Annotated in this window: 21 protein-coding genes; 9 read left to right on the forward strand and 12 right to left on the reverse strand. The window is 73.6% G+C overall.

Annotation, left to right across the window (positions count from 1 at the left end):
- Nucleotides 1-40 precede the first annotated feature (40 nt).
- The 4 genes from PV789_RS18965 to PV789_RS18980 form a co-directional block, all read right to left on the reverse strand.
- A complete protein-coding gene (locus PV789_RS18965; RefSeq protein ID WP_274973892.1) occupies nucleotides 41-1,321 on the reverse strand; it encodes a sugar ABC transporter permease in 1,281 nt (426 codons plus the stop codon).
- Entirely contained in the window at nucleotides 1,321-2,118 is a 798-nt protein-coding gene (locus tag PV789_RS18970) for an ATP-binding cassette domain-containing protein (RefSeq protein ID WP_061083475.1), read from the reverse strand. The genes PV789_RS18965 and PV789_RS18970 overlap by 1 nt, the downstream gene beginning before the upstream one ends.
- Before the next feature lie 88 nt (nucleotides 2,119-2,206).
- Complete coding sequence (locus tag PV789_RS18975; RefSeq protein ID WP_274973893.1) at nucleotides 2,207-3,349, reverse strand: ABC transporter substrate-binding protein; 1,143 nt, start codon at nucleotides 3,347-3,349, stop codon at nucleotides 2,207-2,209.
- A 413-nt stretch (nucleotides 3,350-3,762) separates the two neighbouring features.
- Entirely contained in the window at nucleotides 3,763-4,938 is a 1,176-nt protein-coding gene (locus tag PV789_RS18980; protein ID WP_274973894.1) for an ROK family transcriptional regulator, read from the reverse strand.
- A 110-nt stretch (nucleotides 4,939-5,048) separates the two neighbouring features.
- Here PV789_RS18980 and PV789_RS18985 point away from each other — a divergent pair, with 110 nt between their 5' ends.
- Nucleotides 5,049-5,657, forward strand: coding sequence for a uridine kinase family protein (locus tag PV789_RS18985; protein ID WP_274973895.1), 609 nt, complete (start codon nucleotides 5,049-5,051; stop codon nucleotides 5,655-5,657).
- Nucleotides 5,658-5,672: 15 nt separating this feature from the next.
- On the opposite strand, the gene PV789_RS18990 is transcribed toward PV789_RS18985, so the two are convergent.
- From PV789_RS18990 to PV789_RS19005, 4 genes are all read right to left on the reverse strand, one after another.
- Nucleotides 5,673-6,365 carry a potassium channel family protein gene (locus PV789_RS18990; RefSeq protein WP_274973896.1) on the reverse strand — a complete coding sequence of 231 codons (693 nt, stop codon included), beginning with the start codon at nucleotides 6,363-6,365 and terminating at the stop codon, nucleotides 5,673-5,675.
- Nucleotides 6,366-6,442: 77 nt separating this feature from the next.
- Nucleotides 6,443-8,794, reverse strand: coding sequence for a serine/threonine protein kinase (locus tag PV789_RS18995; protein ID WP_274973897.1), 2,352 nt, complete (start codon nucleotides 8,792-8,794; stop codon nucleotides 6,443-6,445).
- 204 nt (nucleotides 8,795-8,998) lie between these two features.
- A complete protein-coding gene (locus PV789_RS19000) occupies nucleotides 8,999-10,360 on the reverse strand; it encodes a hypothetical protein (protein WP_274973898.1) in 1,362 nt (453 codons plus the stop codon).
- Nucleotides 10,350-12,353, reverse strand: a complete 2,004-nt coding sequence (locus PV789_RS19005; RefSeq protein WP_274973899.1) for a hypothetical protein — start codon at nucleotides 12,351-12,353, stop codon at nucleotides 10,350-10,352. Before PV789_RS19005 ends, PV789_RS19000 begins: the two co-directional genes overlap by 11 nt.
- A gap of 347 nt (nucleotides 12,354-12,700) precedes the next feature.
- On the opposite strand from PV789_RS19005, the gene PV789_RS19010 reads away from it, so the two are divergent.
- Nucleotides 12,701-12,952, forward strand: coding sequence for a hypothetical protein (locus PV789_RS19010; protein WP_248771146.1), 252 nt, complete (start codon nucleotides 12,701-12,703; stop codon nucleotides 12,950-12,952).
- A 526-nt stretch (nucleotides 12,953-13,478) separates the two neighbouring features.
- On the forward strand, nucleotides 13,479-13,841 hold the full coding sequence (locus PV789_RS19015) for a hypothetical protein (protein WP_498047486.1): 363 nt from the start codon (nucleotides 13,479-13,481) through the stop codon (nucleotides 13,839-13,841).
- 170 nt (nucleotides 13,842-14,011) lie between these two features.
- Here PV789_RS19015 and PV789_RS19020 read toward each other — a convergent pair whose 3' ends face one another.
- From PV789_RS19020 to PV789_RS19030, 3 genes are all read right to left on the reverse strand, one after another.
- Nucleotides 14,012-14,443 (reverse strand): SRPBCC family protein, encoded by a 432-nt coding sequence (locus PV789_RS19020; RefSeq protein ID WP_013153883.1) that lies wholly within the window; start codon nucleotides 14,441-14,443, stop codon nucleotides 14,012-14,014.
- A gap of 210 nt (nucleotides 14,444-14,653) precedes the next feature.
- The gene (gene acnA, locus PV789_RS19025) at nucleotides 14,654-17,377 is read right to left on the reverse strand and encodes an aconitate hydratase AcnA (RefSeq protein WP_274973900.1); all 2,724 of its coding nucleotides are present in this window, start codon (nucleotides 17,375-17,377) and stop codon (nucleotides 14,654-14,656) included.
- Between the two features lie 419 nt (nucleotides 17,378-17,796).
- Complete coding sequence (locus PV789_RS19030) at nucleotides 17,797-18,732, reverse strand: LLM class F420-dependent oxidoreductase (protein ID WP_274973901.1); 936 nt, start codon at nucleotides 18,730-18,732, stop codon at nucleotides 17,797-17,799.
- 125 nt (nucleotides 18,733-18,857) lie between these two features.
- Here PV789_RS19030 and PV789_RS19035 point away from each other — a divergent pair, with 125 nt between their 5' ends.
- From PV789_RS19035 to PV789_RS19050, 4 genes are read left to right on the forward strand one after another with little or no spacing between them, the layout of a single operon-like run.
- Nucleotides 18,858-19,445, forward strand: a complete 588-nt coding sequence (locus tag PV789_RS19035) for an RNA polymerase sigma factor (protein WP_274973902.1) — start codon at nucleotides 18,858-18,860, stop codon at nucleotides 19,443-19,445.
- On the forward strand, nucleotides 19,442-20,242 hold the full coding sequence (locus PV789_RS19040; RefSeq protein WP_274973903.1) for a zf-HC2 domain-containing protein: 801 nt from the start codon (nucleotides 19,442-19,444) through the stop codon (nucleotides 20,240-20,242). The genes PV789_RS19035 and PV789_RS19040 overlap by 4 nt, the downstream gene beginning before the upstream one ends.
- The gene (locus tag PV789_RS19045) at nucleotides 20,239-21,129 is read left to right on the forward strand and encodes an ABC transporter ATP-binding protein (protein ID WP_274973904.1); all 891 of its coding nucleotides are present in this window, start codon (nucleotides 20,239-20,241) and stop codon (nucleotides 21,127-21,129) included. Before PV789_RS19040 ends, PV789_RS19045 begins: the two co-directional genes overlap by 4 nt.
- Entirely contained in the window at nucleotides 21,126-22,742 is a 1,617-nt protein-coding gene (locus PV789_RS19050; protein ID WP_274973905.1) for a hypothetical protein, read from the forward strand. Before PV789_RS19045 ends, PV789_RS19050 begins: the two co-directional genes overlap by 4 nt.
- A 222-nt stretch (nucleotides 22,743-22,964) precedes the next feature.
- Here PV789_RS19050 and PV789_RS19055 read toward each other — a convergent pair whose 3' ends face one another.
- Nucleotides 22,965-24,251: a class I SAM-dependent RNA methyltransferase gene (locus PV789_RS19055; RefSeq protein ID WP_274973906.1), complete on the reverse strand. Its 1,287-nt coding sequence runs from the start codon at nucleotides 24,249-24,251 to the stop codon at nucleotides 22,965-22,967.
- Between the two features lie 217 nt (nucleotides 24,252-24,468).
- Here PV789_RS19055 and PV789_RS19060 point away from each other — a divergent pair, with 217 nt between their 5' ends.
- Both PV789_RS19060 and PV789_RS19065 read left to right on the forward strand, forming a co-directional pair.
- Entirely contained in the window at nucleotides 24,469-25,140 is a 672-nt protein-coding gene (locus tag PV789_RS19060) for a potassium channel family protein (protein WP_274978180.1), read from the forward strand.
- Nucleotides 25,133-25,822, forward strand: coding sequence for a potassium channel family protein (locus PV789_RS19065; RefSeq protein ID WP_274973907.1), 690 nt, complete (start codon nucleotides 25,133-25,135; stop codon nucleotides 25,820-25,822). Before PV789_RS19060 ends, PV789_RS19065 begins: the two co-directional genes overlap by 8 nt.
- Nucleotide 25,823: the final 1 nt, after the last annotated feature.

Here is a 25,823-nt window from a genome sequence, read left to right on the forward strand (position 1 = left end):
CCGTCCGCCGCCCGGGGATGGCTCGCGCGGCCGTGCCGGGTCAGGCGCCTCCCCTGGCGTGGGTCTTGCGTCCCCGGCGGGAGACGGAGTCCAGGATGACCGCGATCAGCAGGACGGCGGCGGTGATCATGAACCGGACCGAGGTGTCCATCTGGAGCAGCAGCAGGCCGGAGGTGATCGCGCCCAGGACCAGGCCGCCCAGCAGGGCGGAGTAGGCGTTGCCGCGCCCGCCGAAGAGGCTGGTGCCGCCGATGACCGCGGCGGCGATGGCCATCATCAGCTCCTCGCCGCCGCCGGTGGCCACGCTCGCCGCGAAGTTGCGCGAGGTCAGCATGATCCCGCCCAGGGCGGCCAGGGCGGAGGCGATCCCGAACACCGAGATGCGGATCATGTCCACGTTGATGCCGGCGCGGCGCGCCGCCTCGGCGTTGCCGCCGACGGCGTAGACCATGCGGCCGTAGCGGGTCTTGCGCAGGACCAGGTCGAGCACGACCACGAAGCCCACGAAGATCAGGAAGGCCAGCGGCACGCCCTTGTACTGGTTGAGCACCCACACGGCGACCAGGATCGGCACGAACAGCAGGGCCGCCCGGAAGAGGATCTCGGTCCAGGGCTTGTAGGGCAGGTTGGCCTGGCGCCTGCGCCGCTCCACCGCCGCCACGGAGACCACGTACAGGACGACGGCCAGGACGGCGAGCGCCCAGCCCACCACCGGGACGAAGAAGGTCTGCGTCAGCAGCGAGATCGGCCCGCTCGGGCTGGTGTTGATGGTGCCGTCGGCGCCCATCAGGTACAGGTGCAGGCCCTGCCAGCCCAGCAGTCCGGCGAGGGTGACCACGAAGGCCGGTACCCCGAGTTTGGCGAAGACGACGCCGTGGAGCAGGCCCACCACGAGGCCGACGGCCAGGGCCGCGCCGATCGCGATCCACTCCGAGACGCCCTGTTTGACGGCCAGCACGCCCAGGACCGCGGCGGCCAGTCCGGCGACCGAGCCGATGGACAGGTCGATCTCGCCGAGCAGCAGGACCATGATGACGCCGGTGGTCATAAGGCCGATGGCGGCGATCTGCACGGTCAGGTTGGACAGGTTCTGCGGCGACAGGAACCGGTCGTTGGCCGACTGGAAGACGACGGCGATGAGGATCAGGCCGACGACCACGGGGATCGGGCCCAGTTCGCCGCCGCGCAGGTTGCGGCGCAGGGCGTCGAGCCAGCCCTTGGGCGAGGCCGCCGTGGTCAGCAGGCGCGGGTCGCGCTTGGACTCGGCGGAGCCGCCCGCACCCGTGGCGGGCGCCTTGGAGACGGGGGTCTGCTGGGTCATCACTTGTCCTCCGTGGCCAGGGCCGAGGCGCCGGTGCGCTCGGAGCGGCGGCTGACCGGGTTGTCGGCGGCACCGGTGATGGCGGCCACGATCTCCTCGTAGCTGGTCTCGGCGACGGGGAAGTTCCCGGCGTTGCGGCCCAGGCGCAGGACCACGGCGCGGTCGGCCACCGCGCGTACGTCGGCCATGTTGTGGCTGATCAGCAGCACCCCCAGGCCCTGGTCGCGCAGGCGCTCGATGAGGTCGAGGACCTGGGCGGTCTGGGCGACGCCCAGGGCGGCGGTGGGCTCGTCGAGCATCACCACGCGCGGCTTGCCCAGCAGGGAGCGGGCGATGGCGATGATCTGGCGCTGGCCGCCGGAGAGGGAGGCCACCGGGACGCGCAGGCTGGGGATGCGCACGGACAGAGAGTCCAGCAGCTCCATGGCCCGGCCCTCCATCTCGACCTCGTCGAGGGTGCCCGGGAAGTGCAGTTTCTCGTTGCCCAGGAAGAGGTTGCCGACGATGTCCAGGTTGTCGCACAGGGCGAGGTCCTGGTAGATGGTGGCGATCCCCAGGCGCTGGGCGTCGGAGGGGGCGTTGATGCTGACCGGCTTGCCGTCCCAGGTGATGGCACCGCCGCTGTCGGCGGGGTGCGCTCCGGAGATGACCTTGACCAGCGTGGACTTGCCGGCGCCGTTGTCACCGAGCAGGGCGACGACCTCGCCCTCGCCGACGTGGAAGTCGACGTCGCTCAGGGCCCGGACGGCACCGAAGGTCTTGGAGATCCCGGACAGTTCCAGGACTGGTGTGCTCATGCGTTCGCTTCTCTTCTCTCGCCCTGGCCGGGGACGGCGGGGCGGCGGGGCGCCCCGCCGTTCCGGGCCCGGAACGTCCGCACCGGCTCTACAGGGCTTCCTGGCAGAAGTCCGTGTCGGCGTAGTCGTCGGTGCAGATCTCCTCGATGCTGTAGATCCCGTCCGAGACGACCGTGTCGCCGACGTTCTCCGCGGTGACCGCGATCGGCTCCAGCAGGACGGCGGGGACGGTCTCGCCGCCTCCGTCCTCGACCTCGGTGAGCGTGTGCTCGCCGAGCTCGGGGTCCTCGCCGGTGGCCAGGCCGACGGCCATGGCGGCGGCCACCTGGGCCTCGGGCTGGATCGCCTTGTAGACGGTCATGTACTGCTCACCGGCGATGATGCGCTGGATGCCCGCGAGCTCGGCGTCCTGGCCGGTCACCGGGGGCAGGTCCTCCACGCTCACGCCCGCGCTGCGCAGGGCGGAGATGACGCCGGAGGCGATGCCGTCGTTGGCGGCGTAGACGCCGGTGATCTCGTCCAGGCCCAGGGAGGTGATGGCGCCCTCCATCTGGGCGTTGGCCTCGTCCGGCGACCACTCGGGGGTGTCGAACTCCTGGCCGATCTCGATCTGGTCCTCCAGGACCCCCATGGCCCCGGCCTTGAAGCTGGCGGCGTTGGGGTCGGTGGGCGAGCCGTGCATGACGACGATCGAGCCGTCACCGGTGGTGCCCTCCTCCTCCAGGGCCTCCAGCAGCGACTCGGCCTGGACCTGACCGACGCGGTTGTTGTCGAAGGAGACGTACATGTCCGCTCCGCCCTCGGCGAGGCGGTCGTAGGCGATCACGGGCACGCCCTGGGACTTGGCCTCGTTGACCGTCCCGGCCGCGGCCGCGGCGTCCACCGGGTCGAGGACGAGCACGTCCACACCGTCGGTCAGCATGGCCTGGGCCTGGGTCTGCTGCTCGCTCACGGACTGGTCCGCGTTGGCGTAGGAGATCTCGCAGTTGGGGCACAGCTCGCCCATCGCCTCCTCGAAGAAGGGGCGGTCGAAGGCCTCGTAGCGAGCCGTGTGGAGGTCGGGCAGGAGCAGTCCGACGTGGAAGCCCTCCTCCACGGTGTGGGTCTCCTGCTCGGCCTCGCCGCCGGTGGTCGTGAGCGAGCCACAACCGGAGACGAGGAGGGCGAGAGCGGCTCCCGCGGCGGCGAAGCCGGCGGACGTGTACCGCGGTGTGAAGCGTCGTGCGTTCAACGCTGGGTACCTCTCATGACGGGGGATACGGGTGGTGGAACTCGCGAGTGGTGGAGTGAAGTCAAACCCCGCCGCCACCTTGCCGTCAACTCCTGAACACATAACTGAAACATCACGGGCCTTGCGTTCAGAGCGTGAAATCACGGAAAACCCAGGCCAGAGCGGGGTTCTGGACGTGTGAGCTCACGTGAAGGAGTTTCGGTTTTTACCGAGCGGCGGCCCGTTCCGGCACTGACCTCGGTGTTCGCCGCCTCGTCAGCCTACGTGCGGACTCCGTTCAGCGAAGGACCCGCCCGCCGTCCGACCTGCTGCGGGCCGCTCCGGGGGCCCGCGCTCCCCCGTCACGTGAACGCGGCGCGACCGCGCGGCACCTCCGCGTCACCGGTGGTACGGGAAACCGGGTTTCGGACTGTTCAATTCGCCTGTTGGGCGGCCATGCGCAGCGCCCCGTACAGCGAGGCGTCCCTGCCCAGCGCGCTCGGCACCAGTTCGAGCCGCTCCAGGGCGCTGCTCAGCGAACCCAGCTCCATCGACCGGCGCATCGGGTCCAGCAGCAGGTCACCGGCCCGCGCCAGGTCCCCGCCCACGATGACCCGGTCCGGGTTGAACAGGTTGGCCACGATCGCGGTGCCCTGGCCCAGCGCGGTGCCCGCCTCGGCGATGATGCGGCGGCTGCCGGGGTCGCCCTCCAGCGCCGCGGCCACCATGTCCGGGATGCGGACGGGGTCGGGGCCGCGGGCCACGTCGGTGTTCTGCGGCAGCATGTCCAGCAGGTAGCCCGCGCCGACGAAGGTCTCCAGGCAGCCCCGGTTGCCGCAGCGGCACACGTGCCCGCGCGGGTCCAGCGCGATGTGCCCGATCTCCCCGGCCGTGCCGCCCGCGCCGCGGAAGAGCCGGCCCGACATCATGATGCCCGCGCCCACGCCGTCGTTGATGACCAGGTGGACCACGTGCTCGGCGCCCACGCCCGCTCCCCGGTGCTGTTCGGCCAGGACCGCGAGGTTGGCGTCGTTCTCGGCCAGCACCTCCAGGCCCAGCCGCTCGGTCAGCGCCTTGGCGGGGCGAAAACCCGCCCAGCGGGTCAGGCAGGAGATGCCGCCGACCTCGCCGGTGCCGGGGTCGATCGGCCCCGGGATGGAGGCCACCACCGAGGACACGGTGCCCCGGTCGACCCGGCTGCGCAGCAGGATGGTCTCGGCCAGCCAGGCGGCGCGGCGCACCCCGCGCTCGGCGTCGGAGGCCACGTCGTAGCCGATCTCCTCGCGGGCCAGCATGTTGCCGTCGCTGTCGCCCACCGCGACGCGGACGCTGTCGGCGCTGAAGTCCACGGCCACGACCGCGCCGGGCTGGCGCACGAGGGTGATCGCCTTGGCCCGGCGGCCGTTGGAGGAGGTGTCTCGCACCAGGACCGTCCCGGCGGCGCGCAGGCCGCGGACGATGTTGGAGACGCTGGCCGCGGACAGGCCGGTGGCGCGGGCCAGCTCCGCCTGGGTGCGGGTGCCCTCGCTGCGCAGCACGTCCACGACCCGCCGCTCGTTGGCCCGGCGCAGGGCCGACTGTGATCCCGGTGTCGCGGCGGCCTCGGTCACCAGGTGCCCCTCTCCCTGCTTTCGTGGCCGCGTTTCGGCGCTGTTGCGAGGAATGCTACAAGCAATGAACGCAAGCTGGAACTTCACATCCGCCGCGTTAGGGTCCGAAGGTGAGCAGAGCACGCATCAGCACCGCCGGGTCCGGGTGGGCCGACCTCCTGGCCGGGGCGGTGCCGCCGTCGGCCCGTGCCCCGGGCCGGACGCGCGCCGTGGCGGTCGAGGGCCGCTCGGGCGCGGGCAAGAGCACGGTGGCCGACGCGCTGCGCGCGGCCCTGGTCCGGCGGGGCGAGGCCGCCGCCGTGCTGACCATGGAGGACCTCTATCCGGGCTGGCGGGGCCTGGAGGAGGGCTCGGAGCTGCTGCGCGAGCGGGTCCTGGCCCCGCTCGCGCGCGGGGAGCGGGCGGCCTGGCGGCGCTACGACTGGGAGCGGGGGGCGTTCGCGCGGGAGTGGACGGAGCTGCCCGGCGGCGTGGCGGCGGGCGGGGTCCTCGTGGTGGAGGGCGGCGGCTCCGGGGCCGCCGCCGTGCGCGGCCTGCTGGACCTGCTGGTGTGGGTGGAGGCTCCCGACGACGAGCGCGCGCGGCGGTTGGACGGCCGGTGGGACGCGTCCGTCTACGCGCCGCACCGGCGGACGTGGGAGAAGCAGGAGGAGGCGTTCCACCGGCGCGACCGCCCCCGGGAGCACGCCGACGTGGTGGTCGCCAACCCCGCCCGGTGACCGGCGCCGGGCCGGTCAACCGGCGACCGCGCGGCCGTCCTCCCGGCGGATGCCGGCGAAGGCGCCGACGAGGCGGGCCACGACCGTGGTCAGGAACAGCGTGCCCACGACGCCCTCGGCCGCGGACAGCGAGCGCGCCCACGCCGAGACCGGCACGACGTCGCCGTAGCCCGTGGTGGCCAGCGTGACGTAGGAGAAGTAGACGAACTGCTGCCAGGTGACCCGGCCCCCGGGGTGCGCGGAGTCGGCGAAGCTCCCGGGCCACAGGCTCTCCAGGGCGCCGAACACCGTGGTGAACAGGCCGCCGAGCAGCAGGTAGACGCATACCGCCGCCAGGACGATCTCCAGCTCGTGGGTCCGGCTCCGGCGGTAGACGAACCGCAGCAGGGAGTACATGAGCGCGAGCTGGAAGGCCGCCCCCGCCGCGAACATCGACACCAGCGCAGCGCCCCCGCCGCCCGTCGCGCCGACCCAGGCCGCGCAGCAGAGCAGCGCCGCGCCCGTGGCGGCGGTGGGGGCGATCCGGTCGTGCGCCCCGCGCACCAGCACGACGCCGGAGAGCACCACTCCCACGTAGGCGACCAGGTAGAGCCCCGTCCAGACGGGGCCGTGGAGGGTGACCGGGTATCCGAACTGGAGCAGGACCACGAACCCCAGGAACGCTCCCAGGCGCACGGGACGCCCCGGACCGCCTCCTGCTCTGCGCACGGTCCCCACTCTGGCACGGCCGCTCCGCCGGGCGGCGGAGGCCGCGCCGGACCCGGGCGCGGTCCGCGCGGCGCGGGTCAGCCCCGCCCGCAGATCTCCCTGGCCCTGCGCAGGTCGCCCTGGATGCGGGCGACACCCGACGTCAGCTGCGGCAGCTGCGCCGCCGCGCCGTTGAGCTCCTGGGAGCGCTGGTTGCGCCGGGCCACGCCGCCGGAGACGACCCGCACGGTCACCTCCAGGGCGATCGCCCCGACCAGGCCGAGCAGGCCCACCGACATGAGCAGGCCCGCGGGCCCCTCCACCCCGTTGCCCGTCGCCAGCCCGGCGAGCAGAGCGGCGGGGATGGCGAAGATGGCGAACCGGCAGATCCGCAGGCCCAGGAGCAGGCGCTCCTGGAGCCTGACCCCGCGGCGCAGGTCGGCGTGGTCGGTGCTGACCTTGTTGTGCCGGGTCTCCCAGCTCCGGCGCTGCTCGGCCAGCGACCGCATGGTCGACAGGGCGCCGTAGACCACGGCCGCGTACCCGGCGCTGACGGGCACCGGCGCGCTCTCGACGCGGCTCCACAGGATCGACACCCACTCCCCCAGGCCCGTGTCCCCGCCGTCGCCGGGGGGCACCAGGCGCTCGGGGCGCAGCAGGAAGGCCAGGATGAGGGCGGCGCTCACGTTGACGCGGGCCGCGCGCCAGCCCTCCAGCTCGCCGGTGAGCTGTTCCTGGAAGGCGTTGGCGGCCCGCTCGGCCTCGTCGAGGTGGTCGGCGAGCCGCATGAGGTCGGCGGAGTCGGCGCCGTGATGGGCGCCCATGGTCCTGAGCACGCCCGGGCGGGCCATCAGGACCATCTCGTTGGCCTTGGGCGCGCCGGTGAGCAGGGGGCGCGGGTCGTCGAACATCTCGCCCAGTTCGGCCACGGTGGCGCCCCGGCCGCGGAAGATCGGCGGCAGGTCGGGGCGCAGCTGCGAGACGAACGAGGCCAGCGCCAGGTTGGCGTCGTTGTTGACGTGCCCCCGGAACAGGGACCGGTCCACCACGGTGTCGCCGAGGTCGTCGACGAGCCAGGCGCCCAGGGCCGCCCGTTCGGCCGGGTCACTGAAGACCTGGACGGCCGCGCTCCAGTTCTGCTGCATGGCCTCGGCCAGGTCGCCCGGGTCGGTGAAGCGGATGCCGTGGAAGTGGTACGGGGGCACGCCCGTCCGGTGGAGCGGGGTGTGGGGGCCGCTCACCGCACCCGTCTCGAACGCCCGGGAGTAGGACGGCGGGGTGTGGGGGCCGCTGGCCGTACCCGCTCCGGACGCCGGGGGGTGGGGCGGCGGGGTCGTGGAGTACGGCGGCGCGGACGGCGGCGCGGACGGCGGCGCCAGACCGGCCGAGGCGGCGCCCGACGCCGTCTGTGTGTAGGCGCGGGTCGCGTCCGCCCTCGGGGCGTCGCCGGGGGCGACCCGGGTGGGGTCCACCGGGGCCGGAGGGGCCACGCGCGCGGCGTGGGCCCGCGGGTGCTCGCCGGGGGCGACCCGGGTGGGGCCGCTCTCCCACGGGGTGCGCGCGTCGGCCGGGGGCAGGACCCGGGTGCCGCCGCCCGTCGCCGGGCGCGCGGCCGTGCCTTCGGCGGGCGCGGAGATCAGCAGGTTGAGCAGCGTGGTGGCGTCGGGGCGGCGGTCGGGGTCCTTGTCCAGGCAGGAGCGGACGATCCCGGCCAGAGGTTCGGTGAGGGGGCCGAGGTCGGGCTCGCCGCCCAGGATGCGGGCGATGCGGGAGGCCTGGGTCGGTCCGGGGAAGGCCTCGTGACCGGTGGCGGCGTAGACCATCACCGACCCCCAGGAGAAGATGTCCACCGCCGAGGTCAGCCGCATGCCCTCCAACTGCTCGGGCGCCATGTACCCGATCGTGCCCACCACACCGCTGGCGGTGACCGAGGTGGTCTCGACCGCGCGGGCGATGCCGAAGTCGATCACGCGCGGCCCGTCCGCGGCCAGCATGATGTTGTCGGGTTTGAGGTCGCGGTGCACGACCCCGGCCGCGTGGATCGCGGCCAGCGCGGTGGCCGTGGAGACGGCCAGGCGGTGCAGCTCGACGCCGCTGCGCGGGCCCTCGGCGGCCACGGCCCGCTGAAGCGTGGGGCCGTCGATGAACTCGGTGGCGATCCACGGCTCGGCGGCCCCGGGGTCGGCGTCCAGGATCGGGGCGATGCAGAAGCCGCTCACCCGGCGGGCCTGCTCGACCTCGGTGCTGAAGCGGCGGCGCATCTCCGGATCCCCCGCCCAGCTGGCGTGCAGGATCTTGACCGCGGCGCGACCGCCGTCGGGGTCCTCCCCGAGGAAGACCTCGCCGAAGCCGCCGCGCCCCAGCGACCGCACCAGCCGGTAGTTCCCCGCCGTACGGCCGGAGGGCTGCCCCGCCCCGCCGTCACCCTTCTGGACGTGCTGGTCCTCCACCAGGCCACCCCGTATCCATCGTCATCGCTTCCCCCGGCGGACCCATGACGGGCCCGTGGGAACTATAGCCACGTTTCGGTCGGCCCGGACCCGGGGACATGGGCGGGCACCGAACTGCCGTTCTCCGGAGTCGGATGCGGTACCCGAGCGAAACGTTCTCTCCCCGTGCCCGTCCGAATACCTTTCCGCGTCACGTCCGGATCGTCAGCGGGTCCGCCCCCGGGGCCGGTGGTCGCCGCGCTGGACGCGCTGGACGAGGTCGTCGGTGAGCGTGCCGTAGCCGGTGGCGGCCCACACGCTCTCCTCGGCGGGCACCTCGTAGTAGGGCACCTGCGCCCCCTCGTGCTCGGCGGGCAGGACCACGGGACGCGCCCGGTTGCGGACGGCCCTGGCGCAGTCGGCGCACAGCGGGACGCGGATGGTGCGCGTGCCGCCGAACTCCCGCCAGGGTGTCACCTTGGTGTTCGTGCCGTGCAGCGGGTTGGCGTAGCAGTGGCGGCGCCGGACGGCGGAGCGCGAGCCCTTGGCCGCGTTCTCCAGCGCGTCCTCGGCGATGTCGAGCAGTACGAGCACGCCCACGGCGTCGGGCAGGGCGGCGCCCTCCGCGGCCATCCGGTCGTGGACCGCCGCGGCGGCGGAGCGGGCGTCCAGGGCGCGCTGGAGGCTCTGGCCCGACCTGGTGCCGGTCCCCGGGTCCGCGTCCACGCGGCTCAGGCGTTCGCCCACTTCGATGAGGTCGCGCTCGCCCTGTTCGACCAGCGAGTCCAGCTGGGCGCGGTCGGCGTTGTCGAAGGCCGCGTGCTGGGTGATCGAGACCGCCCTGCGCCTGCCCCGGCGCGCGGTGAGGCGGTTGCGCACGAGGAGCGCCAGCACGAGCGCGAGCAGGACCGCGACCACCGACCCGACCGCGACCAGCGGTCCCGACCCCGTGTCCGAGGCCGGCTGAGACCCCGTGCCGGCCTCCTGGTCGGAATTCGCTTCCGGGTCGGTGGTCCGGGGATTGGCCTCCTCATAGGCCTGGAGGGCCGCCTCGTAGGCCGCGCGGGGGTCGTCGGACAGCGCGGCCTCCACGGCCGCGTCGGCCTGCTGGAGCATGGAGCCGTCGAAGTCCGTGGCGTAGGAGCCGGTCAGGGCCCCGTAGTGGGCGGGGGCCGCCTCCTGGGCGCCGGGGCCGAAGTCCGTCCCGTGGTACCCCGACACCTCGTCGTAGGCCAGGTAGTGCCCCTCGCCGCCTCCCCTGCGGTCGTGCACGACCGACACGAGCGTGGCCGGGTCCCCGCCCCAGGAGTCGCCGCCCGTCAGGGGCACCGCGATCACGTACAGGTCCAGGCCGGAGGACTCGATGGCCCCGGCGACGCGCTCCTGGTCCTCGGCCGGGAAGGCGGACTCGTAGGCGGGGTCGACGTAGACCGGCGACTCCTCCAGCGCGTCGGCGACCACCTGGGTGCGGTCCTGTGCGTCCAGGTCCCGGGCCAGGGCGGCGTTCGCGGGGCACAGGAGCAGCACGGCGCAGGACGCGGCCAGCACCCGCGCCGCGTACCGGGCCGGCGGGGAATCAGCGGGCATCGATCTCCTCCAGGAGCCTCTTGGCCATACGGGCGGGGTCCTTGGCCCCGAAGCGGTACTGGACCCACGCGCGTTCGTTCATCGACAGGTGGTCCCGCCGCGTCCCCGCGCCGTCGCGCACGCGCAGCACGGCCGCCGTGCGCTGCTGTTCGGTCAGGTCGGCGCACTTCCGGCACACCGGGAACAGGCCCCGCCGATCCCGTGGACCGGCGCGTTTGAACGCCTCGGCGGGGCCGTGCAGGGGGTTGAGCATGCACGGGGAGGTCTCGGCGGAGCCGGGGTCCTCCACGGCGGCGTGCGCCCTGCGGGAGACGACCGCCACGCCGACCAGGTCGAGGTCGTCGGGGTGGGCGTCCATGACCATCAGCGCCGCCTCGACGGGGGGCATCATCGAGACCGGGAGGCGCCCGGCCCGGTCGGAGGAGACCAGGGCGGCCAGCCGCGCGCGTTCGCGCTCGGCCGTGCGGCGCAGGGCGCGCGGGGAGGGCTGGCTCCGGCGCCGCCCGAGCACACCCCTTACCAGGGCCGCCGTTCCCAGCACCGCGCCCAGCAGGATCCCGCCGACGATGGGGCCCAGGAACAGCACCCCGGCCCAGAAGTCCTCCCAGAAGCGCGCCGACCGCGGTTCGGGAACGGTCGTGGAGGTCTCGGGGGGCAGCGGGTCAGCCGCCTGAGGGTCGCGCGGAGCCTCCTCGACCGCCTCCAGCAGCTGGGAGAGCTCCTGCGCCGGGGTTACGGCCGTGCCCTCGTCCAGCGCCCGGTTCAGGTGGTAGGTCTCCAGGTCGGCGCCGAAGGCGAGCACGGTCGTCTCGTGCGTCCCGTCATAGGGGTCCTGGGTGATGACCGCGTAGACGCCGTCCTCGCCCAGGACGTGGTGCAGCGCGTGCGCGAACCGGGCCGGTTCGCCCTCGCTCTCGTCGGTGTCGGCCATCGGCAGGAGGACCGCGTACACCGGGACGGAGGAGCGCTCCGCGCGCTCGGCGACGTCAGCGAGCCCTTCGCGGGACAGCTGGCTCAGGGGGTCCACGTAGAGGGAGCCGTCGCCGAGCCCGTCCGCCACCCGTTCCACGCGCACGGTGGAGGGCACGTAGGGCGGCTGCGACCGGACCCGCTCCAGGGCGTCGGGGCGTTCGTTCGCGTCCAGGGGCACGCTGTCCAGGTAGTACAGGGCACCGGCCACACCGGCGGCGGGCAGGGCCAGCCCGAACACCGCGGCGACGGTGACCGCGGCCGCCGTACCGCCGCCCCTGCGGAGCCTCCACCCCATGTGGAAGAGGGACAGCGTGAGCAGCGCACCGGTCGCGGTGCTGACCAGGAAGCCGAGGTTGCTCGGCCCGACCGACGTCGTCGGGTCCAGGTCGCCCAGGAACTCCTCCCAGGCCGTGGGTTCGCGGTAGGCGTCCTGTTCGGCGGAGTGCTCCTGCCGGAGCCGGTCGGCCGTGGCCTGCGCGTCCGGGTCGGCCAGGGCCGCCGCGAAGGCGTCGGCGACCTCGTCGAGCGGGTCGCCGTAGTAGTCCAGCCCGGGGGCGTAGCGCACCGCGTCGGCGGCGGCGTCCACCGGCAGGTCCACGCCCTCCGCCCGGGCCAGGGGAACGCCCTCGTGCTGGAGGAGGACGTAGAGGCCGTCCTCGCCGACCCGGTCGGCCAGGGCGGGCAGCATGTCCCCTCCCCACTGCGGTTCCGTGCCGGGGAAGGGGCTGGCGACGACGTGGTAGGGCACGCCCAGGGCGCCGAAGGATTCGTGGAGGTCGGCCTCCAGCTCCTCCGGGTCGTAGCGGCCGGCCAGGGCGTCGTCCACGACCACGGCCGCGCCCTCGGGCTGCTCGGCGAGCAGGGCGGCGTAGTGCTCCGCGGGGGTCACGCGCTCCTCGCGGGTCCCGGCCTCGGGCTGCGCCGAGGCGGGGGCGGCGCCGAGGACCGGGAGGAGGATCAGCAGCGCCGGGAGGACGACGGCCGACATGAGCCGGAGGAGGGGGCTGGTGGGGCCGGGCATGCGGTGAGCATAGCGGAGGTTTACGGACATCAGCCGGGGTGGGACCCGTCCCCGGAGGCGGACGCGGACGGCCCCGGAGGCCCGGGAGGGCCCGCCCTGCGGGGAATCCGGACGCCTCACCCGGCGGCTTCGGTACGCTCCGCACACGCTTTTTTGCTGAATGTCCCGATTTTGGAGTTTAGTCAGCTTTCTGGTGTTCCCCCTTGGCCTGTCCGGCCTCAGTCTGGAAAGCGGGGAAAACGCCCGGTGGTTCCACGCGCTCCCGCGCCTCGCGGACAGCGTCGACCCGCGACCGCCCGCACGGCGTCGGACTCCCCGAACCAAGCCACGAAGGGAAACCCACAGTCATGCAGAAGAAGACCCTGCGCCGCATCGCCATCACGGCCGTCGCCGCACCCGCCCTGGCGTTCGGGGCTCCGGCCCTGGCCTCGGCGGACGCGTACTACGAGGCGGAGTCCAGCGGCGCCAACTCCCACGGGGCCTACAACTACGAACTCGAGGCCTTCGCCGGTGACGGCAAGTCCTGGTTCGAGGAGTCCTTCAACGTCGCCGGCGAGGGCGGCGCCTACTCCTCCAGCACGGAGAGCGGCGCCGGCTAAGGGTCGCAGACTCCCACGAAGGCTCCCGGTGCCGCACGGCGGCGCCGGGAGTCCGCGTGTCCGGGGCGGGACGGTCGCCGCGGCGCCCCGGACGCCCCGCCTCCGCACATGCGGGGTCGCGGCCGCCCGGAATCCCGGCGGGTTCCAGGAGGCGGGCCCGCCTCCGCACACGCGGGGGTCGCGCGCCGGTGGTGCCCGGTCCCGCGGCGCCCGGGCGCCGGCCCCGGACACATGGGGGCCGACGTGGGGCCCCGGTGGGGGTGAGATGTCCGGGATTTACCCTCCGTGGCAGCCGCGAGCCCCCTCGCGGACGCACCCCGGGGACTCCCCCGCACGTCCGGCCGAGCGGAACCCGCGCCAGCGCGCGGATGCCGCCGCCGACCCGGCTCGCCTTCGGCGCCGCGCACGCGTCGGGGGCGCGACATCCCGATTTTGGTGTTTGCGCAGGTCCCCAGTGTTCCCTCTTGGGCTGCCCCGGCGTCAGGATGAACGAGGAAGACAAAAAGGACGAAAGGGACGTAGTCCGGTGGCGCCGGACGTCCGGCGCCGCGCCGACGGCGCGGCCGGAGACGACGGCACCCGCACGGGCGCTCCCCGCACCGAGCTTCGAAGGGAACCCACCGCCATGCAGAGGAAGACCCTGCGCCGCTTCGCGTTCACCGTCGTCGCCGCACCCGTCCTGGCCCTCGGGGCTCCGGCCCTGGCCTCGGCGGACAGCTACTACTCGTCCAGCTGGTCGGGGGCGGGTTCCGACGGGGCGTACAGCTACGTGGTCAAGTCCGGCAGCGGCCACGGCCACGGGCACGGCCACAGCTGGTACTACCACTCCTGGTCGCACGCCGGTCCCCACGGGGCCTACCACTCCAGTGTCAGCAGCGGCAGCCACTGACACACCGGACGCGAGGGACGACTCCCGGCGCCGCACGGCGGCACCGGGAGTCCGCGTGTGCGGGGCGGATCGCCCCGGGGTCCGGGACGGTCCGCCCCGGACACGGACCGGTCCCCCGCGGCCTCCTCGGCTGCGGGGGACCGGGACCAGCTCCGGACCAGGGCCCGGCGTCAGCCGGTCGGGTTCTCCCGGCCGGGCTCGACGAAGGCCTTGAAGCGCTTCATGTCGCCCTTGGCGCGGGTCTTGACCAGCCCGAGCTTGTCCCCGAGCTGCTCGACCACGCCCTCCGGGACGGTCTTGAGCTGGAGGGTGATCCTGCTGCTGGTGTCGGACAGGCGGTGGAAGGTCACCACCCCCGCGTGGGTCGTGCCGTCCGTGGTCTTCCAGGCGATCCGCTCCCCGGGGACCTGTTCGGTGACCACGGCCTCGAACTCCCTCTTCTGGCCGCCGATCTCGATGGTCCAGAGCATGTGCCCGTCACCGGTGCGGACGACCTTGTCGACCCCCTCCATGAAGGAGGGGAACTCCTCGAACCGCGTCCACTGGGCGTAGGCGGCGGTGACCGGGACGTCGACCTCCACCGTCTCGATGATCTCTGACATTGATCCGGTTCCTTCGCCGTAGGTTGCGTTCGTTCCCTACCCGTGCCGCTACCCGAGCCGACGCGGGCAAACCGCGATGGCTATACCTTTTCGTTACCTTCCGCGGCAGGGTGGGAACGCGAACGGGGCCGCCACCGTCGCTCGGACGGTGGCGGCCCCGCGAAGCCGCGTAGGGCGTCCGCGCACGGGTCCACCCGCGCGCGGACCCGCCTACTTGGCGATCAGCTGGCGCAGCACGTACTGCAGGATGCCGCCGTTGCGGTAGTAGTCGGCCTCACCGGGGGTGTCGATGCGCACCACGGCGTCGAACTCCACGCCGGTGTCGGTGCTGACCTTCACCGTGGCCGGGGTGGCGCCCTCGTTCAGCTCGGTCACGCCGGTGATGGAGAAGGTCTCCTCGCCGGTCAGGCCGAGGGAGTCGGCGGACTGGCCCTCGGGGAACTGGAGGGGCAGGACGCCCATCCCGATCAGGTTCGAGCGGTGGATGCGCTCGTAGGACTCGGTGATGACCGCGCGCACGCCCAGCAGGCTGGTGCCCTTGGCCGCCCAGTCGCGCGAGGAGCCGGAGCCGTACTCCTTGCCGCCCAGGACCACCAGCGGCGTGCCCTGCTCGGCGTAGTTGCGCGCGGCGTCGTAGATGAACGACACCGGGCCCTCGGGCTGGGTGAAGTCGCGGGTGTAGCCGCCCTCGGTGCCCGGCGCGATCTGGTTGCGCAGGCGGATGTTGGCGAACGTGCCCCGGATCATCACCTCGTGGTTGCCGCGGCGCGAACCGTAGGAGTTGAAGTCGCGGCGCTCCACACCGTTGGCCTTGAGGTACTCGGCCGCGGGGGTGCCCGGCTTGATGGCGCCGGCCGGGGAGATGTGGTCGGTGGTGACCGAGTCGCCCAGCTTGGCCAGCACCCGGGCGCCGGTGATGTCGGTGACCGGGGCCGGGGTGGTCTCCATGCCCTCGAAGTAGGGGGGCTTGCGGACGTAGGTCGACTCGCCCTCCCACTCGAAGGTGTTGCCCGTCGGGGTGGGCAGCGAGCGCCAGCGCTCGTCACCGGCGAACACGTCCGAGTACGCGGACTCGTACATGTCCGAGGCGATCGCGGAGTCCATGACCTGCTGGATCTCCTCGGCGCTGGGCCAGATGTCGGCCAGGAAGACGGGCTCGCCGTCCTTGTCGAGGCCCAGCGGCTCCGTGGTGATGTCCACGTCCAGCGATCCGGCCAGCGCGTAGGCGACCACCAGCGGCGGCGAGGCCAGGTAGTTCATCTTCACGTCCGGGTTGATCCGGCCCTCGAAGTTGCGGTTGCCGGACAGGACCGCGCTGACGGCCAGGTCGTTGTCCTGGACGGCCTGGGAGATCTCCTCCGGCAGCGGGCCGGAGTTGCCGATGCAGGTGGTGCAGCCGTAGCCGACCAGGTTGAAGCCCAGCTTGTCCAGGTACGGGGTCAGGCCGGAGCGCTCGTAGTAGTCGGTGACGACCTTGGAGCCCGGGGCCATGGAGGTCTTGACCCACGGCTTGCGGGTCAGGCCCTTCTCCACCGCCTTCTTGGCCAGCAGGGCGGCGCCCAGCATGACCGAGGGGTTGGAGGTGTTGGTGCAGGAGGTGATCGCGGCGATCACCACGGCGCCGTGGTCGATCTCGGTCTCGGTGCCGTCCGCCATGGTGACCTTGACGGCCTTGTGCGGACGGGCGCCGTTGGCGGTCTGGGACGGGGCGTCCGAGGCCGGGAAGGACTCCTCGCCCGCCTCGTCGGTGCTGTCCTCGACGTAGTTGCGCACGTCGTGGCGCCAGGTGCTCTTGGCCTCCGACAGCGCGATGCGGTCCTGCGGGCGCTTGGGCCCGGCGATGGAGGGGACCACCTCGGCCAGGTCGAGCTCCAGGTACTCGGAGAACTCGGGCTCGTTGGCCGGGTCGTGCCAGAAGCCGTTGGCCTTGGCGTAGGCCTCGGTCAGGGCCACCTGCTGCTCGGAGCGGCCGGTCAGCTTCATGTACCGGATGGTCTCGTCGTCGATCGGGAAGATCGCGGCGGTGGAGCCGAACTCCGGGCTCATGTTGCCGATGGTGGCGCGGTTGGCCAGCGGCACGGAGGCCACGCCCTCGCCGTAGAACTCGACGAACTTGCCGACCACGCCGTGCTGGCGCAGCATCTCGGTGATGGTGAGCACCAGGTCGGTGGCGGTGGTGCCGGGCTGGAGCTCACCGGTCAGCTTGAAGCCGACCACGCGCGGGATGAGCATGGAGATCGGCTGGCCGAGCATGGCGGCCTCGGCCTCGATGCCGCCCACGCCCCAGCCCAGGATGCCCAGGCCGTTCTGCATGGTGGTGTGCGAGTCGGTGCCGACGCAGGTGTCGGGGTAGGCCTGGCCGCCCCGGCTCATGGTGACGCGCGCCAGGTGCTCGATGTTGGCCTGGTGCACGATGCCGGTGCCGGGCGGGACGACCTTGAACTCGTCGAAGGCGGTCTGGCCCCAGCGCAGGAACTTGTAGCGCTCGTAGTTGCGCTCGTACTCGATCTCGACGTTGCGCTCGAAGGCGTCGGGGCGACCGAAGAGGTCGACGACGACGGAGTGGTCGATCACCAGCTCGGCGGGGGCGAGCGGGTTGATCTTGTCCGGGTCGCCGCCCATGTCGCGCACGGCCTCGCGCATGGTGGCGAGGTCGACGACGCAGGGGACGCCGGTGAAGTCCTGCATGATCACCCGCGCGGGGGTGAACTGGATCTCCTGGCTGGGCTGGGCCTTGGGGTCCCAGCCGCCCAGGGCCCGGATGTGGTCGGCGGTGACGTTCGCACCGTCCTCGGTGCGCAGGAGGTTCTCCAGCAGCACCTTCAGGCTGTAGGGAAGCCGCCTGGAACCCTCAACGGTCTCCAGACGGAAGATCTCGTACGACTCGTCGCCAACGCGCAACGTGTCACGGGCGCCGAAGCTGTTCGCGGACACGGTGTCTGCCTCCTGATCTCGCCACTTACGTTCCCAGCATCCTCCCCCATGGGGCGGACGCGGGACCTACTGAGGCCGCCCTGACCGGTTGCCGGGGGCGAAGGGCCGCGGGGGTGACCTCCGCCTGCCTCCCGGCCTCCGTCAGGCCCGCCGTGGCCTGCGGCGACACCACTCGCCACCGGCCGGGCGGCCCACTGGTAGCGGGCGCCCACGTTGTCCGGCCCGGGTGCGCTCAAGCGGTCAACTTCACACATCCGAACCGGGAGCGGGCCGAGGGGAACCCCGCTGTTATCTTGATGTCAAGGTATCTAACTTGTATCTCGATATCAAGTTATCGGGCGGTCGCCAACGGTCCGCGACCGCCCCCGACTGAACCTCTTCGGGGCTCCGCTCCGCTCCCGTGTTCAGTCGCCCGCGGATCAGTCCAGCTGCGGCGCGACCTGCGACGCCACCAGCTCCAGGTGGTCCAGGTCGGACATGTCCAGCATCTGGAGGTACATGCGCTCGGCGCCCGCCTCGGCGAAGCGGCCGATCCTGTCCACCAGCTCGCCGGGGGTGCCCGCCAGGCCGTTCTCCCGCAGCTCGGGGACCTCGCGGCCGATCCGCTCGGCCCGCCGGGCCACCTCCGCCTCGTCCCTGCCCACGCAGAGGACCTGCGCGGCGGAGTAGACCATCGGCGCGCTGCGCCCCGAGGCCCGCACGGCGGCCCGGGTCCGCTCGAAGGCTGCCGAGGTGTCCTCGACCGAACTGAAGGGCACGTTGTACTCGTCGGCGTAGTTGGCGGCCAGGCGCGGCGTGCGCTTGCGGCCGGTGCCGCCGATCAGCACCGGCGGACGCGGGCCCTGCTGAGGCTTGGGCAGCGCGGGCCCCTCCGCCAGGCGGTAGTGCTTGCCCTCGTAGCGGAAGGACTCCCCCACCGGGGTCGCCCACAGTCCGGTGATGATGTCCAACTGCTCCTCGTAGCGGTCGAAGCGCTCGCGGGCGGTGGCGGGGAAGGGGATCCCGTAGACCGCGTGCTCCTCCTCGAACCAGCCCGAGCCGAAGCCGAACTCCACCCGGCCGTCGCTCATGCGGTCGACCTGGGCGACGGAGATCGCCAGGGGCGCGGGGTGGCGGAAGGTCGCCGCGGTCATCAGCGTGCCCAGGCGGATGCGGGAGGTGTCCCGGGCGAGCCCGGCGAGGGTGATCCAGGCGTCGGTGGGCCCGGGGAGGCCGCTGACGTGATCCCCCATGTGCAGATAGTGGTCGGACCGGAACAGAGCGTCGAAACCCAGGTCCTCGACGGCCCTGGCGACGGTGAGCTGGTCCTCGTAGGTGGCCCCCTGTTGGGGCTCAAGGAAGATCCTCAGACGCATAAGCCCCATTTTCGCCCACGCCGCGGACCAGACCGGAACCGCCGCGCGGTTACCGTGGAAAAGGCGCGTCCGCGCCCCGCCCGTCCGCCGAACCGAAACGCGCGCCTCCCGCGATAGTCCCTCTTGTGAAGCTGCTCCGCCGCGCGCTCCGCCGCGCGCCCTCCTACGACCCGGACAGCACCGACCCGGTGCTGCTGGCCGCCGTCGCCGCGGGCGAGACCCGCGCGCTGGAGTTCCTGCACCGCAGGCACGCCACCTGGCTGCGGGCCCGGCTGCGCTACCGGTGCTCCGATCCCGACCAGCTCGACGCCGCCCTCCAGGAGACCTTCCTGGCCGTGTGGAGGAACGCGGGCTCCTTCACCCCCCGCCCCGGCGACACCGACGCCGGGGCCTGGCTGTGGACCATCGCGATCCGCCAGCTCATCTCCCAACTGCGCAAGCGCGCCAACCGCTGGATCGCCGACAGCGACACCGAACCCTACGAGACCATCGGCGACGCCTCCGCCGAGGACACCGTGCTGCTCAACATCGAGCACGGCCCGCTGGGCGCCGCCCTGCACTCCCTATCGCCGGAGCTGCGCTCGGCCATCCAGGCCACCGTGCTCGACGGGCTCACCGTCCGGGAGGCCGCGCAGATCCTCCAGATCCCCGAGGGAACCGTCAAGACACGGGTCATGCGCGCCAAGGCGCGACTACGGGAGGCACTGACATGAGCTGGCACCTGACCCCTGCCCAGGCACACGAGTACGCCCACCACCGCTCCGACGACGTCACGGCCATGTCCGTGGAGGCCCACATCACCCACTGCGCGCCCTGCCGCGACCTGCTGCCCGCCGACGAGCCCTGGCTGGCCCGGAGCTGGGAGGACCTGCGCGACGTCGTGGACCGCCCCCGGCGCGGCCCGGTCGAGTCCCTGCTGTCCTCGCTGGGGCTGGGCGAGGGCACCGCCAAACTGCTGGCCGCCACCCCCTCCCTGTACCGGGCTTGGCTGCTGGCCACGGTCGTGGTGCTGACGGCCGCCCTGCTGGCCGCCCACCACCTGCCGCACGGCTCGCTGATGTTCACCTTCACCGCCCCCGTGGTACCCCTGGCCGGGGTGGCCCTGGCCTACGGGCGCGGGGTGGACCCGGCCCACGCGCTGACCTCGGTCACGCCGCTGGCGGGGCAGCGGCTGCTGTTCCTGCGCACCTGCGCGGTGCTGGTGCCCGCGCTGACCCTGTGCATGTCCGCGGCGCTGCTGCTGCCCCACGCGCACACCCCGTGGAAGGCGGTGTTCTGGCTGCTGCCCGCGCTCACCCTGGTCGCCGGCTCCCTCGTGCTCAGCCGCTGGATGCACCTGGGCGCGGCCAGCGCCGCGGTGGGGCTGCTGTGGCTGGCCGCCCTGGGCGTCCTGACCACCTCCGAGGACGCCACGCCCCTGCACCTGCTCGCGCCCCAGGCCCAGATGTGGTGGGCGGGCGCGCTCACCGCCCTGCTCGGCGCGCTCCTGCTGCGGGTGAGGACGGCGTGAGCGAGACGACCGCACGGGACGCCGTCAGCGTCCGCGGGCTGGAGCACCGCTACGGCACCCGCACCGCCCTGGCCGGGATCGACCTGGACCTGGGCCCCGGCGTGACCGGGCTGCTGGGACGCAACGGCGCGGGCAAGACCACCCTGCTGCGCTGCCTGGCCACCGACCTGGAGGCCGACGACGGCGAACTGCGGGTGCTCGGCCACGACCCCGCGCGGGCCGCCGAGCGCACCGAGATCCGCCGCCACCTGGGCTACCTGCCGCAGAACCCCGAGTTCTACCCGTACTTCACCGCGTTCGGCCTGCTGGACTACATGGCGGTGCTCAAGGAGCTGGGCGGGCGCCGCGCCCGCCACGACGAGGTGCGCCGGGTCCTGGAACGGGTCGGACTGCACGAGCGCCGCCACAGCCGGGTCCGCCGCCTGTCCGGCGGTATGCGCCAGCGGCTGGGCCTGGCCTCGGCCCTGCTCGGCGACCCCCGGGTGCTGCTGCTGGACGAGCCGACCATCGGCCTGGACCCCGAGCAGCGCATCCGGTTCCGCGGCCTGGTCTCGGAGCTGGCCGTGCGCAGCACCGTGGTGCTGTCCACCCACCAGATCGAGGACGTGGCCGCCCTGTGCCAGCGCGTGGTGTGCCTGGACGCGGGCCGGGTGATCTTCGACGGGACCCCCCGCGCACTGGTGGACCGGGCGCGCGGGCACGTGTGGGAGCGCGACGGCCACCCCGGCCGGGAGTACACCGCCTGGCGGCTGGCCGACGGGCGCTACCGGGTGCTCACCCCCGCGGGCGGCGCCGCGCCCGGCCCCTCCGACGGCCTGGAACCGGTCGAACCCGGCCTGGAGGACGCCTACCTGCTGCTCACCGGCGTGGAACAGGGCGAGCGGTGAACCCCACCCGGCACGCGGTCGGCGCCGGACCCGCGCAGGAGGCGCCCGCCGGGCGGGAGGCCGCGTCCCCGGACCGGAGCGCCGCCCGGAGGCGCGCCGCCCGGAACACGGCCACGTTCGCCCGCCTGACCTGGTTCAACACGCTCCGTCTGGCCCGCAACCCGGTCCTGGTCCCGGGCGTCCTCGTGGGCCTGTACCTGCTCGTGGCCCCGGACTGGGCTGGCCGGTCGGGCACCCTGGAGGGCTGGTACGACAACGCCAACTCCACCGCGTCGGCCGTGGGCGCGATGCTGTTCGCCGTGGTCGCCTTCCCCGCCATGCGCGAGGCCCGCTACTCCCCCCGCCTGGTCTCCCCGCTGGGCCGGACGGGACGGCTGCTGGCGCTCATGGCGGCGTCCTCGCTGGTCAGCACGGCGCTGGTCGTGCTGTGGGCCGGGGTGGACCACTGGCTGTCCCCTCCCCTGCTGGGCACGCTGAGCCCGTCCGCATACCCGGCGCCCCTCCTGCTGGCGGCCGCGGGCCCGCTGCTCTCCATCGCCCTGGTGGCGTGGACCCGCTCCTACCTTCCGCTGATCGTGGCCCTGCTGGCCCTGCCCGCCTACTGGCTGTACGGCGTCTCGGCGGTGGACGCCAACCTGTCGAGCGCCGTGCTGCGGGTGGAGTGGGCGGCCCGCGTCGCCCTCGACCCCTTCAACGTGAGCGCCCCCTCCGTCACGGACGTGACCACCGTCTACCTGGTCTACTCGGTGCTGGTCGTGGCCCTCCTCGCCGTCCTGGCCGTGGCCGCGCGGGGCCGCCGTGCCCACCGGGCGGCCTGCCTGGGCGCGGCCGCCGTACTGCTGGCCGCCACCGTCGGCACCGTCGTCCACGGCCGCCAGACCCAGCCGCTGTACACCCCCATCCCCGACAGCCGGGTGTACGGCGCGCAGGGGCCGCCCTGCCAGACCAGGGAGGGCGTCACCTACTGCCCCCTGCCCGGCTTCGAACCGTGGGTGGAGCGCTGGCACGGCGCTCTGGGCCCGGCCCTGGACCTGCTGCCCGAGGTCCCGCCCGAGCGCATGCCCGTGGTGTGGCAGGAGAGCTTCTCCTACCACCGGGAGCTGGACGTGCCCCGGGACCGGGGCGTGGTGGTCCACGCGTACACGGACGGCTGGGACCACTACTGGCAGACCGCGATGGTGGGCGAGGCGGCCCGGGTGGTCCTGGGCCTGCCCGACCCCTACGAGACCGAATGCCTGGGCACCGGGCAGGCGCGCGTGCTGCTGGCGGCGTGGCTGGCCGCCGGCGTGGAGGGCATGTCCCGCTACGACACCCTGGACACGCTGGCCGCGAACCTGTACGCCTACCGGCCCTCCCCGGTGGACCTGGAGCTCTCCCTGGCCATGGCCGACCTGCCCGAGGAGCGGGTGAGCCGGGTCCTGGAGCGGAACTGGGAGAGGCTGACCGACCCGCGCACCACCAGCCTGGAGCTGGCCCGGCTGCTGGACACCCCGCTGCGGGAGTCCTCCACCGGACCCGCCGGGCCCGGGGACTGGCGGCGGCTCTACCCGCAGCACCAGTACCACACCTACGAGGAGGACCCGGGGCGGTACGCCCGACCCGTGTGCGGCTGAGCCGCGACCGGGTTATCGAATCGCCTATGCCCCGAGCTCTGGTCCGGCCACGCCCTCCTCCCTAGGCTTCCGGGCACGCCGCACCAGAAACGAGGCCACTCCCCGTGCGCAGAATCCCGGCGGCCCCCCGCCGACTCCACCGGTGCGGTTCCGGGCCCGCGCGTCGGCGCTCGGGCCCGGGGCGGTCCGGCGGGGCCGGGGCGGCCCCGCCGGACCGCGGGATCAGCCCTCCCGGTGGCGGCGGGCCGGGTGGACCGGCTCCAGCACCGCCAGGCACTCCACGTGGTGGGTCATCGGGAAGGCGTCGAACGCGCGAAGGTCCACCAGGCGGTAGTCGGCCCGCTCGAACGCGGCCAGGTCGCGGGCGAGCGTGGCGGGGTCGCACGAGACGTAGGCCACCCTGCGGGGGCGCGTCCCGGTCAGGGAGCGCACCACCTCGGCGCCCGCACCGGCCCGGGGCGGGTCCAGCACGACCACGTCGGCGCGCACGTCCGCCCACTCGCGCAGCTGGGCGGCCACGTCGCCCCGCTCGACGCGGACCTGCTCCATGTCCTTGAGGTTGTACCGGGCGTCGCGCACGGCCTCGGCCCCGCTCTCCACGCCCATGGCGCGGCCCTCGGGGCCCACGGCGGCGGCCAGCGCGCCGGTGAACAGGCCCGCCCCGCAGTACAGGTCCAGGGCGGTCTCGCCGGGCTTGGGCTCCAGGGCGTCCAGGACGGCGGCGATGAGCACCTCGGCGGCGGCCGGGTGCACCTGCCAGAAGCCGCCCGCACTGACGCGGTACTCGCGGCCGTCGGCCCTCTCGCGCACGCCCCTGCGCCCGCGCACCTGCTGGACGCGGCCGCCCTTGAACCGGCGCAGCACCGCGCTGGAGGTGCCCAGCTCGGGCAGGGAGTCCAGTTTGGCCCCGGTCGGCGTGACGACGACGGCGCGGTCGGCGCAGGAGGCCGAGGCGACCGCCTCCACGTCGCGGACACCCTCCCAGCTGACGTCGGTCACGCCGAGCTCGGTCACGCCGGGGTGGGCGATGAGGCAGCGCTCGACGGGCTCGATGTCGTGGGAGCGGTGGCGGCGCAGTCCGGCGCGGCCGTCGGAGTCCACCGCGAAGCGCACGCGGGTGCGCCAGCCCAGGCCGTCGGGGGTGCCGGGCAGCTCCTCCACCTCGACCCGGCGGTCGATCCCGGCGATGCGCCGCAGCTGGTCGGCGACGACCTTGCCCTTGAGGTCCCGCTGGGCCCGCGGGGCGGCGTGCTGCCAGTCGCAGCCCCCGCACTTGCCGGGCCCTGCGGCCGGGCAGGGGGCCTGGACGCGGTCCGGGGAGGCCTGGAGGACCTCGACGGCGTCGCCTCTCAGGAAGCGGGAGGTCTGCTCGGTGACGCGGACGCGGACCCGCTCGCCGGGCAGGGCGTGGCGGACGAAGACCACCTGGTCCTCGTAGCGCCCCACGCACCAGCCCCCGTGCGCGACGTCGTCCACGGTCAGCTCGAAATCCTGTCCCACACGGTTCATGGCGGTCGTCCTCAGAGATGGTCGGGTCACATGACGGGTGACCCTGCGCGCACAGCCACCAACCGTTCCCAATCTACCTGGCGGAACCCGCCTCCCGGACGGGCCTGTGGACGGCCGGGGCGGCCGAGCGTGTCGGCCGCGTCTGTGCCAAGGTGTCACTGTGCGCACGCGTAACCACGGCGTGCGCGGCGGCTATCTCGACGGGAGTGCGGGCGAGGTGCACATCGTGATCATGGGGTGCGGCCGGGTGGGGTCCACCCTCGCGCACACCCTGGTTGACCTGGGGCACACGGTGGCGGTGATCGACCAGGACCCCGAGGCGTTCCGGCGTCTGCGCGGCTCCGTGGCCAAGCACGCGGTCCGGGGGCAGGGCCACGACCGGGAGGTCCTGCTCGCCGCCGGGATCGACCGCGCGGGGGCCTTCGCCGCGGTCAGCAACGGGGACAACTCCAACATCATCTCGGCGCGGGTGGCCCGTGAGGCCTTCGGCGTCGACAACGTGGTCGCGCGGATCTACGACCCCCGCCGGGCCGAGGTCTACCAGCGGCTGGGCATACCCACGGTGGCGACGGTGCGCTGGACGGCCGACGCGGTCCTGCGCCGGATGGTGCCGGGCGACGGTCGGCTCACCACCGGGCCGGAGTGGCAGGACGCGTCCGGGACCCTGGCCATGAACGAGATGAACCTGCCGCCGGGGTGGGCGGGCCGCCGCGTCGCCGACCTGGAGGAGCGGGCGCCGGTGCGGGTGGTCTACCTGACCCGTGCGGGCCGGATCCTCCTGGCCGGTTCCGGTGAGCTTTTGGAGGAGGGCGACGTCCTGCACGTGGTCGCCCGCGGCCGCGACCTGGACGGGCTGCGGCTGGACGACGACGAGACGGGGCGTGGGTGAGATGCGGATCGCCATCGCGGGAGCCGGGAGCGTGGGGCGCTCCATCGCCACGGAGCTGGCGGGCAGCGGCCACGACGTGCTGCTGATCGACCGGGACACCCGCGCCATCGGCGTGGACGACCTGCCCCAGGTGGAGTGGCTGCTGGCCGACGCCTGCGAGCTGGCCACGCTGGAGGACGCCCGCCTGGAGGACTTCGACGTGGTGGTCGCGGCCAGCAGCGACGACAAGGTCAACCTGGTGGTGTCCCTGCTGTCCAAGACCGAGTTCGGGGTGGACCGGGTGATCGCCCGCATCAACGACCCCGACAACGAGTGGCTGTTCAACGAGTCCTGGGGTGTGGACCTGGCGGTCTCCCCGCCGCGGCTGATCGCCGACCTGGTCGAGGGGGTCCCCGAGGAGGAGCCGGGCGGGGAGGACTCCCTGCCGCCGCTGCCGGGGGCCGAGATCGCCGAGTCGGTGCTGCACGCCGCGAGCCCGTTCGCGGGCGGACCGGAGGGCGCGCTGGCGGAGTCGCTGCCGGAGGGGGTGGCGCTGGTGGCGGTGGTGGGCCCCGGCGGGGTGCGCCCGCCGGACCCCGACCGGACCCTGTCGGTGGGCGACACCGTGGTGTTCCTGGCCGAGCCCGAGGCCCTGGGCGCCCTGGAGTCCCTGCTGGGCTCGGCGGACGGCCCCGACCTCTAGG

Source organism: Nocardiopsis camelliae (genome assembly GCF_028993595.1).
GTDB lineage: Bacteria > Actinomycetota > Actinomycetes > Streptosporangiales > Streptosporangiaceae > Nocardiopsis > Nocardiopsis dassonvillei.

Coding starts and splice junctions, on each gene's coding strand:
- PV789_RS18965 (WP_274973892.1), bottom strand. CDS start 1,321: ATGACCCAGCAGACCCCCGTCTCCAAGGCGCCCGCCACGGGTGCGGGC.
- PV789_RS19005 (WP_274973899.1), bottom strand. CDS start 12,353: ATGCCCGGCCCCACCAGCCCCCTCCTCCGGCTCATGTCGGCCGTCGTC.
- PV789_RS19000 (WP_274973898.1), bottom strand. CDS start 10,360: ATGCCCGCTGATTCCCCGCCGGCCCGGTACGCGGCGCGGGTGCTGGCC.
- PV789_RS18970 (WP_061083475.1), bottom strand. CDS start 2,118: ATGAGCACACCAGTCCTGGAACTGTCCGGGATCTCCAAGACCTTCGGT.
- PV789_RS19030 (WP_274973901.1), bottom strand. CDS start 18,732: ATGCGTCTGAGGATCTTCCTTGAGCCCCAACAGGGGGCCACCTACGAG.
- PV789_RS19055 (WP_274973906.1), bottom strand. CDS start 24,251: ATGAACCGTGTGGGACAGGATTTCGAGCTGACCGTGGACGACGTCGCG.
- PV789_RS19020 (WP_013153883.1), bottom strand. CDS start 14,443: ATGTCAGAGATCATCGAGACGGTGGAGGTCGACGTCCCGGTCACCGCC.
- PV789_RS19010 (WP_248771146.1), top strand. CDS start 12,701: ATGCAGAAGAAGACCCTGCGCCGCATCGCCATCACGGCCGTCGCCGCA.
- PV789_RS19040 (WP_274973903.1), top strand. CDS start 19,442: ATGAGCTGGCACCTGACCCCTGCCCAGGCACACGAGTACGCCCACCAC.